Source organism: Alcanivorax sp. HI0044 (assembly GCF_001634945.1).
Genome location: NZ_LWEZ01001152.1, coordinates 1 through 11,641, shown reverse-complemented (window position 1 = coordinate 11,641; position 11,641 = coordinate 1). Strand labels below are relative to the sequence as shown.

12 protein-coding genes and 1 pseudogene are annotated in these 11,641 nt (G+C 54.6%); 1 reads left to right on the top strand and 12 read right to left on the bottom strand.

Annotation, left to right across the window (positions count from 1 at the left end; genetic code table 11):
- The 3 genes and pseudogenes from A3730_RS14835 to A3730_RS14825 form a co-directional block, all read right to left on the bottom strand.
- Window positions 1-155, bottom strand: a pseudogene (locus A3730_RS14835) (IS256 family transposase); the annotation flags it as partial.
- 149 nt (window positions 156-304) lie between these two features.
- On the bottom strand, window positions 305-1,117 hold the full coding sequence (locus A3730_RS14830) for a DUF6694 family lipoprotein (RefSeq protein ID WP_063519350.1): 813 nt from the start codon (window positions 1,115-1,117) through the stop codon (window positions 305-307).
- Between the two features lie 35 nt (window positions 1,118-1,152).
- Window positions 1,153-1,932 (bottom strand): hypothetical protein, encoded by a 780-nt coding sequence (locus tag A3730_RS14825; protein ID WP_063519349.1) that lies wholly within the window; start codon window positions 1,930-1,932, stop codon window positions 1,153-1,155.
- Window positions 1,933-2,112: 180 nt separating this feature from the next.
- Here A3730_RS14825 and A3730_RS14820 point away from each other — a divergent pair, with 180 nt between their 5' ends.
- The gene (locus A3730_RS14820) at window positions 2,113-2,364 is read left to right on the top strand and encodes a helix-turn-helix transcriptional regulator (protein ID WP_365869996.1); all 252 of its coding nucleotides are present in this window, start codon (window positions 2,113-2,115) and stop codon (window positions 2,362-2,364) included.
- A gap of 15 nt (window positions 2,365-2,379) precedes the next feature.
- Here the strand turns inward: A3730_RS14820 and A3730_RS14815 are convergent, their stop codons facing one another.
- The 9 genes from A3730_RS14815 to A3730_RS31720 all read right to left on the bottom strand — a co-directional run.
- Window positions 2,380-3,291, bottom strand: a complete 912-nt coding sequence (locus tag A3730_RS14815) for a hypothetical protein (RefSeq protein WP_063519347.1) — start codon at window positions 3,289-3,291, stop codon at window positions 2,380-2,382.
- A 75-nt stretch (window positions 3,292-3,366) separates the two neighbouring features.
- Window positions 3,367-4,374 (bottom strand): YqaJ viral recombinase family protein, encoded by a 1,008-nt coding sequence (locus A3730_RS14810; protein ID WP_063519346.1) that lies wholly within the window; start codon window positions 4,372-4,374, stop codon window positions 3,367-3,369.
- 91 nt (window positions 4,375-4,465) lie between these two features.
- A complete protein-coding gene (locus A3730_RS14805; protein ID WP_063519345.1) occupies window positions 4,466-4,891 on the bottom strand; it encodes a hypothetical protein in 426 nt (141 codons plus the stop codon).
- A gap of 60 nt (window positions 4,892-4,951) precedes the next feature.
- Entirely contained in the window at window positions 4,952-5,920 is a 969-nt protein-coding gene (locus tag A3730_RS14800) for a DUF932 domain-containing protein (RefSeq protein WP_063519344.1), read from the bottom strand.
- 41 nt (window positions 5,921-5,961) lie between these two features.
- The gene (gene radC / locus A3730_RS14795) at window positions 5,962-6,456 is read right to left on the bottom strand and encodes a DNA repair protein RadC (protein WP_035233489.1); all 495 of its coding nucleotides are present in this window, start codon (window positions 6,454-6,456) and stop codon (window positions 5,962-5,964) included.
- A 73-nt stretch (window positions 6,457-6,529) separates the two neighbouring features.
- The gene (locus A3730_RS14790; RefSeq protein ID WP_035233488.1) at window positions 6,530-6,862 is read right to left on the bottom strand and encodes a hypothetical protein; all 333 of its coding nucleotides are present in this window, start codon (window positions 6,860-6,862) and stop codon (window positions 6,530-6,532) included.
- Window positions 6,863-7,272: 410 nt separating this feature from the next.
- Window positions 7,273-10,308 carry an efflux RND transporter permease subunit gene (locus A3730_RS14785; RefSeq protein ID WP_035233487.1) on the bottom strand — a complete coding sequence of 1,012 codons (3,036 nt, stop codon included), beginning with the start codon at window positions 10,306-10,308 and terminating at the stop codon, window positions 7,273-7,275.
- 11 nt (window positions 10,309-10,319) lie between these two features.
- Window positions 10,320-11,444, bottom strand: a complete 1,125-nt coding sequence (locus A3730_RS14780) for an efflux RND transporter periplasmic adaptor subunit (RefSeq protein ID WP_082872392.1) — start codon at window positions 11,442-11,444, stop codon at window positions 10,320-10,322.
- A partial coding sequence (locus tag A3730_RS31720; RefSeq protein WP_197477487.1) for a hypothetical protein occupies window positions 11,441-11,641 on the bottom strand: 201 nt, incomplete at its 5' end. The genes A3730_RS14780 and A3730_RS31720, both read right to left, overlap by 4 nt.

The window sequence follows — 11,641 nt, the reverse complement described above, 5'->3', positions numbered from 1 at the left end:
GTCTCTTCTGTAAGATGATTGTCCAGCTCGGCTTGCATCGCGGCTTCTGTGAGCTGCTTGATCAGCGGCGTGAGAATGCCGTCTTTGCCGGTCAGGTCTTTGCCTTCCTGTAGGGCCTTGAGAGCAGCATCAATGTCGAATGTGGGTTTGGTCATGTATCACCTCTTTGGTGTGTAGATTAAAGAAGTGACACAGAATTCTGAACACTACCCAGGCCCCCCCACCGCACATGGTGTCAGATGGACACAGTCTCCACACACTTTGATAATCGCGCAACTGTGGTCACGGCTGGGATAATGCCAAACTAGATAACCGGATCGCCCAGCTCTTCCTGAATATCCTTGAACTCTTCAGGGTAGGCTCTTTTCAAAGAGGCGTACTGTAGGAAGTTACTTTCAGCCATCTTGGCATATACGCGCCTGCCATCATCAACGATGACATTGGATAGATACCCAATCACGGTGTAGTTCTTGTCTTGTATCACCTCTTGTACTTTTTGATCTCCAAATGAGCTGGTGTAGGAGTAGCCGGGCGGGAGCGGGTCATTACCAAGGTCGGCGAATACTGACGTTGAGTAAACCTGTTCCCCCGTACTTCTCTGGACGACGCTCACCTCTAGGGAGAATTCCCTGATAGTGTAATCGGTGTTGTTATCGAGTTCGGCTTTGATGGCCAGCGGCCCCAGGAATTTTGCTTCCATCGCTTCTAGGGCCACTGGCAGGTCTTTCATCGACGACAAGATCTTTTCTCTGCTATCTAGATAGAGGCCATGGAGCTCTCGGAGCATAAAGAGATCTTCTTCCCTGCGAATGTCGGCAACGTACTGTTCATGCTGCGCGACTTTGCTGATGACCTCCCCGTAGGTGAGGCCATGAAGTGACTCAATGTCATTTTGAGCAAAATTGATACCAGGCTCTTCAGGATCCTGCGGGAGTTCATACTGTTCTGTATAGAACTGGTACTGGCGTTTGAACTGCTCCTCTTCTTTACCATCCAAAGTCTCTAAAATCCCGTTGTACGAGACCCGGATCATGTTGTCATTCGAAGCATCAAATGTTTCACCGCAGCCGGTCATGAATGCTGCGAATAATAGAGTGATGATCAGTTTGTTAATCATTGTTCAATACCTTGCGTGTCAGAGTTCGTGTTAGATCATTGGCAATGGAGTTCGAGGCTGCTGTCGTGGGTTCCGGTAAATGCATGACGGAGATCTCTGTTTTCGTATGCATAACCGACCGAGAGTCTCATCTGCCGGTCGCCATAGGTGCTTTCATGGTGTTTTTCATCTGTTGGCTTTTTAAGCCCGACCCCACCCTCAATCAGAACGAAGGTGCCGTTTTCGGCGACAGACCAGCGGAAGAACTCATAGGCTGAGGCGACATTAAACCCAGACAAGATCTGGTTAACTTTGGATAGAGTGGTTTTGTTGTTGGCTATTTTGTTCTTTTCCCACCGGTCAAGCTCTTCCAGCCTCGCTGTCTTCTCATCGGCTTTTTTTGAGTGATATTTGATGAGCCTTTTTGTTCGATCTGATTCGGCAGACTCAACTTCTGATTTGAGATGATCGATAGAATCCAGCTCTTCTTGGCGCTCTTTCTTGAGTCTTGCCCTGAAGGGGTTGGGGGAGGTGTCGTTTAGGGATTCCTCGCATTTTTCAGCCAGAGCAACCAGTCTTTTATGGTAGTAGTCGTTGACGCCTACAATCTCGCAGCGGTACTCGACTAGATCTCTTCCACGGTTATCTTGAACCATTTGCCAGCTGGTGCTTTCGCACATGGACCGGTTGTCAAAGGTTTCACCGATCTTGAATTCTGGGTGGGCGTCGAATCGCCCTTCTTTGACGATGTCTATATCGCTGGCGCCATCCAGGCAGCCGATAAGTGATGTAGCCAGAAAAAGGCCTGCTATCAGTCGAAGGCAGTCATTGCCCATGGTTTTCTCCTTTTTTGTGCTTCGTTCTTCTTTGGTGGGATGAGCCAATGCTCTGAGGCGACCCTTAATCAGATGATTAGGGTGATTAGATTACTTAATGTTTCCTATAGAGTACATAGGGTGCCCTAACGGGCGTTAATAGGCTTCTCATAACCATCCAGACTGCTTTCTTTACCTTAGATGGCAGGTCAGCATTTGATGGAAATTCCGGTTGCCTTTGGCAAAGCAGTCAAGATTAGGCGTATTGAGCTGAGTATCAGCCAAGAGGATTTGGCTAACAGGGCAGGGCTCTCCAGATCCTTTCTGTCCGGTGTTGAGCTGGGTAATCGACAAGCCTCGGTTTCAACGGTGTGGCGTCTGTCCGAGGCATTGGAGTGCCGCCCTTCAGATCTATGGTTGAAGGCTGAAGTGCTGATCGTTGGCGAGAGTTAAGAATTCTCGCCATGCTTACTTACTTTCGTTGTTTCCTGTTGCGGCCGGCGTAAGTGGTGAATTGGTCAATTTCTGTTTGAGCTTTTTCGTTGATTGAGCGTTTGCTTCGGATTTGGGTGCCGTCTCTGCTTGAAAGAACTCCTCAGTAACCTGCAGCCCTTCTTCTTCCCCATACTCGAACCAGGCGTTCAACAGCCCGGCCTGAGCAACCTTGTCCAGCTCCGTCTGGTGAATCCCCAGATTCTCTCGCCCCTTGGCTTCCTCCCTGGCGTGGGTGACGGCTTCTTTCAGGGGCTGATCGGCCCGCAGGGTTAGATCCACGTAGTAGATCGGTGCCCGGTGGCTCTGGGTGGTGCTCTTGCCGCGCAGCTTGAGCTCCAGCGGCAGGGTGGCCAGGTTGCCGCCACTGATGGCGTGGAAGTAGCGCAGCCGGGCAGCCAGGGTACGGATGCTGTTGTAGCCGGTGGTCCGGAACACGAAACAGCCCAGCTCATCGTCATTCCCGATACGGACATACAAGCGGCCATAGGGCTTACACAGCCCGTGGCTGCCGTAGTCGCACAGATCCGGTGACGGGCAGGGGAGCGATTCCAGTCCATTCTCGGTATGCCGCCGGCATGTCTCCCCGTTGCCTGCACACAGCGGCCTGCCACTCTTGCGGTCAAAGAAGGTGTATTCCGCCCGTAGATTCAGGTCCGGATCGTTGAACGGCAAGGTGACGGGAATGCTGCGGAGCTTGTTGCCCTTGGTGTCCTGGCGCAGGGCGTCATCCAGCGGGTGGGGCAGCCAGCCTTCCTTGGTCTGGATCTGGGTGGTGATGGTGAACTGATCGTCTTTCTCGGGCAGACGCTTGCCGTTCTTCTCCACCACGCGGCCGATGCTGATGCGGCCAATCACGGGGGGCGTAATCGCGAGTCCTTTAATCATGGGATGCTCCTGATGGATAACAGGCATAGACGCAGCCGGGCCAGGCCCGGCTGTTATGCCGTGAGTCGTAGAGGGTTAAGCATTGGGGCGAACCAGGAAGCGACGGCTCCCGGCCTTGTGCTTGGGGTACTGCTTGAGCAGATCAGGCTGATCCTGCAGGAGAGCTTTCGTGTCCAGGCTAGTGGAGTCCTTGCTTCGCTTCCAGGTCACAGAGCCCTCTGTGAAGGTGGCCTTGCTGGCCAACCCCATGGTCTGCTGGATGCGTTGCTTGAGGGTGGATTCCCGGTTGCTCAATCGGCCCAGGGTGTCACGCAGATCCAGTAGCTCATTGAAGTCGCCTTCGATGGCCGGGTTGTCCGTGAGATCCATGGTTTCCCCTTTGTCCTGGGGGTAGAGCGCTTGCAGGGCGTTCCCTGCTGAGTCGGAGCCATCCGGGTCCGGTGGCGTGTCCGCTTCCACCAGCTGCCAGAACTCCCGCTCCAGCTCGTACAGGTGAGCGATCAACGCCTCATCCCGTTCGATCCGATGAATCTGCAACTCCTGTCCGCAGATCAACACGGCCACATCGGCAGCCTGCTTTCCGGTGACCGCTAGCTGATGCTGCACTTGGCATTGGATGTACTCGGGAACCCCATCGGCCCAGAGCTTGGCGCCGTACTGGCCGGTGGTTTTGCACTCGAGGATCTGTACGTCATCGTTACCCACCACGGCGTAATCCAGATTGGCGAGCATCCAGGGCTTGTCTTCATCCGGGTGCTGCAGAACGGAATTCACCCGCCGAACCTTGTTGCCGGTGATCTTGGCGTAAGCCTCGGCCACCTTGGGCTCCAGCAGGGTGCCCCAGTAGAGCGGCGATTGGATGTCATCGGGATCAGGCGCGGGTAACAGACCATCGCGCCCGGTCTTGATCATCCACAGCTCCAGCGGTGACTGGTACGGGCTGATGCCGACGGCGGCAGCCGCATCACTGGCGCCAATGCCCTGCTTGCGGATCTTCAGCCAGTCCTCCCGGCTCATCTGCTTGGTAGAGACAAGGCGCAGTGCCGGGCGCTGGGTAGGAGTTGTGCTTTTCGGTTGTGCCATGAGTGTTCTCCTGACAAAGAAAAGCCCCGGCACAATGGCCGGGGCTAGAAGTAAGGGAAGGGGATGGAGAGTGAGTGATGCCTAAATGGCATCATGCGGCGCGGCCTGACGACGAGGGTGGCTCATCACCTATCTCGAAGAAGTCATTCACCAGCGCTTCGATATAGCGTTCGGCTTGCTTGTCGCTGGGGAGGTGGCCGGTAGTAAGCAGTTGCTCACCCAGCCATTCGCCCAGCTCGCTGACCACTTCGTACTCGAAGATGCCGGGGCGTCCACGGGGTTCGAACCAGATGTGGGAGACGGTTTGCCACAGTGGGTCCAGGTATTCACAGGAGGCGATGATCAGCTCGATGCAGCCACTGTCCCAGGTCTCCAGGATGCGGCGACTGCGCCCCGGATCGCCGGGGTGGCACATCAAGCCTTCATGCAGGAACGCGCCCCACACCGCTGCCAATTCAGCAGGCATAGGGCGGCAGTCCCATACCGCCAACAGGCGGTAGAGCCATTTCAGATCCATGGTGTTCTCCAGGTTTTTTTAATGCGGGAATAGAGAGGGGAAGAAAAGATCCGACCGGTATCAGGCGACCAGCAGGGAAGTTTGCTCCAGAGCACGTTGCTTGATCTGGGCACCCTTGCCGAACCAGGCCGAGTCCAGCCGGTTGTCGGTGCTGCGGGCTCGTCGCTCATGGTCCACGAACTCGGTGACCGCATTGAGCAGGCCGTAGGCTGTGTTCTTGGCGGACGTCAGATCCGACCCGCGACCGGCACCCTCATACAGAGCCATGGCTTTCTTCATGGCCTGTTCGTTGGCCTTCACCGGCATGCCCGGTGGCTGATAGCCGGTGTCGGTGAAGATGGTCTGCATGACCTTCTTGGCGGTCTTGCGGGTAATGCGGCGCTCGCTGAGGGCCTTCAGGCGATACATGAAGTCATCCCAGGCAGAGACAGAGATGCCTAGCTGCTTCTTCACCGACTGCGGATCAAAGGTGGTGTTGTGGCGTACCTTCACCGCATGGGTATTGCCATTCAGTGCCACCGCAAGGGTGTTATTGCAGACGACCCGGATACTGGTGAACTGCGCCGTGGTAGCCAGGGTGCCGTCACAAGCCGTGGCCAGCAGCACATAGCCGTTGGTTTGGTCATTCCCAGCCAACGTGCCGGACTGCCCGGTACGCGCAAGCGCCCAAAGCTTGCGGCCCCCTTTCAATACGCCAGCGGTCTCCAGCTCGAAGCCGGATTGCTCGGTGAGATCCCGGTAGAACTCCAGCACCTCACGGGGCTGAACCACCTTAAAGCGGTTGCTCACTACCGACAGGGGCTCTTGATTGTCAGAACGGAACAGCACCTTCTGATCCGGGAACGATGAGATCTGGCCGAGCGCGCCGGCTTCGCTGCTGATAAAGCGCACCGGGGTCTCACGGATCTCCCAATCCATGCCCGCTTCGCGCATCCAGACTTCCAGCGGCTGTTGGCTGGCCAGCTGGTTGCCCAGCCCGTGCCAGGGGGTACGGCCTACATAGGCCATGTTTTCGACAAGATGTGCCATGGTGAATCTCCTGTTAAAGAGGGAATGCCCAAAGGGCAGGGTTAGAGCCAGCCGCGCTCGGCGAGGCTCACGTAGCTGGAACGGGACACCACAAAGTGGTCCAACACCCGCACATCGATCAGTGCGAGGGCGTCCTTGAGGCGTTTGGTGATTTGCCGGTCGGCAGTGGAGGGCTCACTGCAACCGGAAGGGTGGTTATGGGCGAAGATGATGGCTGCGGCATTGCAGTCCAGAGCGCGTTGCACTACCACGCGGGGGTAAACAGCGGAGCTATCAATGGTGCCGTTGAACAAGGTCTCGAAACTGAGCACCTTGTGCTTGTTGTTGAGGAAGATGGCCGAGAAGACTTCGTTTTTCTCCTGTGCCAGAGCCAGTTGCAGGAACTGGGCGACATCGGTAGGCGCGGTCAGGGCCTCCCGGTCGGTAAGCTCATCCAGCAGGATGGTGGCCGCCGTACTGACGATCTCCTCGGGTTTAACGCAGCCCTGTACGTGGTACAGGCCCTGCTCGTTCTTTACGAAAGTGGGAATATCCATTCAGGCCTCCAAAGGGGCATAAAGAAGCCCGCACAAGGCGGGCTTCGGAGTGGTGGGCAAAGGGAAGAGGGGGTTACTCAGAATCGAGGCGGAAGCTGTGTCCGCAGTCCAGGCATTCCAGGTTGTCGAGATAGGTCTCGTCGAGCTTGGCTCCCAGCGCGGCACCGGCTTCACCTCCGGCAACGCCACCAGCTAGACCGCCGAGCACGGCACCTGCGATACCGCCGATGGCGGACCCGGCAGGGCCAAACGCCAAGCCGACAGTAGCGCCAACCCGAGCACCACTGGTCGCCATGGCAAACCCACTGGCAGCGCCGGCAGCCGTGCCAACAGTCCCGCCAACCTTGCGGCCATTTTGCAGGGCGACGATTCGGATGGAGCGGCAGGACGGACATTGAATGATCATGAAACCTCCATGAGATGGGGTCAGGAAGGACATTCCTTCCCGGCTTCATGGAGGTGATATGTGTTTGAAAATAATTAGATTAGAGCTGTTTATGTGAAAGCCAAGGAGATAGAGGCGCTTTGATAGGTTGTCAGAGTTTTATGTCTCTTTTTGCTGCCTGTAGTCCGTAGACTTTTGTAAATCACATGTGTTGAATTGCGATCGTGAAAGACGAGAATATGAATAGCAAAATTCGCTATTCAGTTGGGGGTAATGTTCGCCCAAATGGAAGTGCGCTCTATGTCGCAAGAGAAGTTGTGATAAATGTTGTTTGGATAGATGCATGCACTATCGGCTGGATCATATAATCCAAGAAGAGTGCGAGGGCTCATGCTAAGCTATGTTAGTGTGCGGAGTTTTCAAGAGCCCGCCTAGAACCGCACGCGGAAGAAAAGTGAATAAAGCACAGGTATTGCCACCATGGTAAGCAGAGTGGCGAAGGCAAGCCCCCCCATGATAGTAATCGCCATGCTCGAAAAGAAGGCGTCCCACATCAGAGGTATCATGCCGAGAATGGTGGTGAAGGCCGCGAGGATCACGGGGCGCAGGCGGCTGACGCTGCCATCGACTAGTGCATCTCTCATTAGCTTACCGTCCTTGACCTGTGCGTCGACTTCGTCAATTAACACGATGGCATTTTTCATCAGCATTCCGGAAAGGCTGAGGAAGCCGAGCATTGCCATGAAAGTGAATGGCTGACCAGTTAGTAACAGGCCGATGCTCACGCCACAGATCGACATTGGTACGATCAGCCAGATTATCAGCGGCTGACGGACCTTTCCGAACAATAATACTGAAATTACCAGCATCACAAGGATCCCCAGCGGTACCTGTTTCGCCAGGGACGCTTGCGCTTCGCTGGCTTTCTCATATTCGCCGCCCCATTCCAGAGCATAACCTTTTGGCAGCGGTAGAGTTTCCACCGCGTTATGTAATTGTCGCAATGCTTGGTCGGCAGTCAGGTCGCCAATCGGTTCGGCCTGAACTTTGAGCGCGCGTATACGGTTGCGCCGATGAATAAGGGATTCTTCGGTGGCAATTTCTAGTCCGCTTAGCACCTGGCTAACAGGAACGTAGGTCTGTTCGGCGCTGCTCCACATAACACGGTTGCCGAGTTTGCTGACGCTGCCACGTTCCTCGCTGGGAGGACGTACCACAATTGGTATTTGCGAGTCATATTCGCGGTAGGTGCCGGCTTGGATACCGGTAGTGGCAAATAGTGATGACGTTTTCACTTCTGCACGGCCAACGCCGGCGATACGTGCTCGTTCTTCATCGAAATGCGGTACCACGACAACCTCCCGCGTACGCCAATCGATTCTGATATCTTGCACAACATTACTCTCTTGGAAAATTTGTTGTGCTTGCTCACCAAGTTGACGAAGCACAGCAGGATCGTTGCCCTTAAAGCGTGCCTCAATCTTGGCCCCGCCACCAGGGCCGAACATCATCGTTTGTGGGTACACCTCGAGGGACGGATATTGGTTTGCTAGAACTACTCTTAATTCATCAATCAGGCCGTTAATCAACTGACGATTAGTTACGCGCACGATCAGCTGACCATAGGATGGATTTGGTAGCTCCGGTTCATAAGTCAGCATGAAGCGGCTGGCGCCCTGGCCAACAAAGGTGGTGACTGCTTCTACTTCATCGTGAGCGAGAATCAGACTTTCTATTTCGCTTATCTGCCGCGCGGTTTCTTGTATATCGGCACCCTGACGTAGCCACACATTAAGGTAGAACATTGGCATGTTCGATGGCGGGAAGAAAGCATGTCGAACAAAACCGAAGCCGACTATCGAAATTACGGTAATCATAACTAGTGCGGTAACGGTGATGCCTCGGTTTTTTAGTGCAAGCAGAAGGATCATGCGGTACTTGCCGTAGCTTGCATGCGCGTAGGGATCTTCGCCTTCTTCATACTGGTGGCCATCAAACAAATAGTGGCCCATAAGTGGCGTAACAGTGATCGCCAGCAGCCAACTTAACAACAGTGAAATGGAAATAACTGCGAACAGCGAGAACAGGAATTCGCCGGTCACGTCTTGCGACAGGCCGATCCCGGAAAATGCCATGATGCCGATAACAGTGGCGCCAAGCAGCGGGATTTGGGTGCGACGACAGGCTTCGCTTGCGGCATTCTCGGCACTTTTGCCGCGCTGGATACCGATTAGCATACCTTCGGCAATGACGATGGCATTATCAACTAGCATCCCCATGGCGATAATCAAGGCGCCGAGAGAAATGCGCTCCATTTCGATGGCAAAAATTGCCATAAAAAACACTGTGCCAAGCACGGTAAGTAAAAGGGTGCTGCCGACGGCAACTCCGACGCGCCAGCCCATGGCCAGACAAAGGACACAGATTACAATAGCCACTGACAATGCAAGACTGGCAAGGAAGTCATCAATCGCTTTGTCAACCACAAGGTGCTGCTGGTAAATCGGCTTAATATGCACACCTAACGGAATATGGTGGCGAATTTTATCAAGGTGCTCGTTGACCGCGTGCCCTACCTCGACAATGTTGGCATTTTGCAGGCCGGCGATAGCGAGGGTGAACGCCCTTTCGCCATCATAATTGATAAGTTCCCTGGGGATATCGTCGGTAGCGCGGTATACGGACGCCACATCGCTCAGGCTGAATTGCTCCGTGGAACCGGGTCGACCGATGCGTAACGCCTCAATGGCTGCGACTGAATCAAAACCGGGTTCGCCGCTAATGCGAATGCGGCGTCCATCGATTTTAAAAGAACCGCCGGATTGCATGCGGTTTTCCGATTGTAGAGCGTTGAGCACTACTTCCAGCGGAATGCCGAGGCTGACCAGGCTTTCTTGGGAGATATCCACATAAATGACTTCTGACGGCTCGCCTGCGGTGGTGACTTTCGACACATTTGGCACATTCAATAACTCGCGGCGTAGGAAGCGCGAGAGCTCGCGTACCTCGGAATCAGTTAGGTCTGGTGCGACGACCGCAAAGAAAATTCCGAACACATCGCCATAGTCATCATGGACAGTGGAATTTAAAGCCCCAATTGGCAGGAAGCTTTGTGCGTCACCGACCTTGCGTCGCAGTTCATCCCAAACTTGCGGCATTGTGTCGCCGTCATACTGGTTCTTTATCTCGACCTTGATAATAGACTCACCGGGTCGAGATCGCGAGGTCAGTCGTTTCAGCTGTGGTAATTGCTGGATGGCGGATTCCAGCGGCTCGGTGATTTCCTTTTCTACTTCTACTGCGGTGGCGCCAGGGTAGGGCGTGACCACCAGTGCCATCTTGATGGTGAAGGCAGGGTCTTCGAGGCGGCCAATATTGTTCATTCCCCACAAGCCGCCGAGCAGGCATGCAAGTATAATCAGCCAGGTGTTGACAGGACGCTTGATGGAGGTGCGTGCGATATCCATGAGGCGCCCTATCAGAATCCGTTGAATGGGGTTACGGGCATGTTATCGTGCAATAGCCGCACGCCAGCACTAACAACCTGTTCGTTACCTGAGAGACCGGCGACCAGAGCGTGGCCCTGCTTGGTGACGCCATGTACCTTGACCGGCTGTGCAGTCACCACAGATTTTTTCGGTTGGTAAACCCACACACGGAATTTGCCTTCGGCATCGCTGTCAAGTGCGGACTGGGGAATGTCAATCATGGCATCCGGGCGGTTGCTGGCTTCACTTACACGCACCGTAACGGTCATACCCGGTAAAATTGTCTTTTCGTGCTGGCGCGCCAAGCTGAAGGTGACGCGATAGGATTGTGCTACGGAATTCGGCTCAGTTTCATGTTCGTGATATTTGAGCGGCAACGGATGCTCCGAGTCGTTACCGAAAATTGCGTCGGCCATCAGTCGTTCCGGTGATTCAAGAGTCGCCATCAAGTTCTCCGGGACGTTGATGTGAACACGGAATTCCTCCACGTTTTGCACTCGCACGATTTGTGCGCCAGCGGGTACGTTGGTGAACGGATCGACCAGTCGTCGTGTTACCAGTGCATCGAACGGTGCGAGGATGCGTGTGTAGGCAAGGTTTCGTTGTGCTGTAACAAGAGCAACTTTACGCAGTTTGTATGCGGTTTCGGCCTGATCAAATTTTGCTTGCGGCAGTGTGCCCCGTTCGAACAAGGTACGGGTTCTCTCAAGATCGCGCGAGGCCTGTTCGAGTTGTAGTTCAGCTTCGCGCACCGCGAGTTGATAATCAGATGAATCAAGCGCGGCGATTAGTGTTCCCTTAGCAACAAACTTGCCCTGATGGACCGGCATATCGATGATGCGGCCACTCACCTGAAAAGACAGGTCTACTGTGTTGACTGCGTCGACGCGACCGACGAAGTGGCGAGCTGCTTGAAAGTTATTATTACTGCTGACTTGGTAGAGGCGGACCGTACGGGGCTCCATTGCTGCTTTATCATTGCCGCCGCAGGATGACAGCAACAGGGTAGCGTAGACCAAGATAGCAAGAGTAATGCAGCCATTGCGTAGCGGTATTGGTGACACGCTTTTGGCGTGTGAATGCATGCCGGAAAAGGATGCTGGATCTTGTTTCATTTGAGCAGATCCTTGGCCAGTCGTTGCAGTTGTTGGTAAACCAGCCTGCGTTGGTCGCTGGGTACCGGTGAGATATCAAGTAATTCCTGGAACAACAGGCCGTCGGCGGCTGCCCACAGCAACCATGCCGTGGGAGATTCCCGTTCTTCTTCGAGGATACGTTTGCGGGTTTGCTGAATGTATTGACGCAGCGGGTC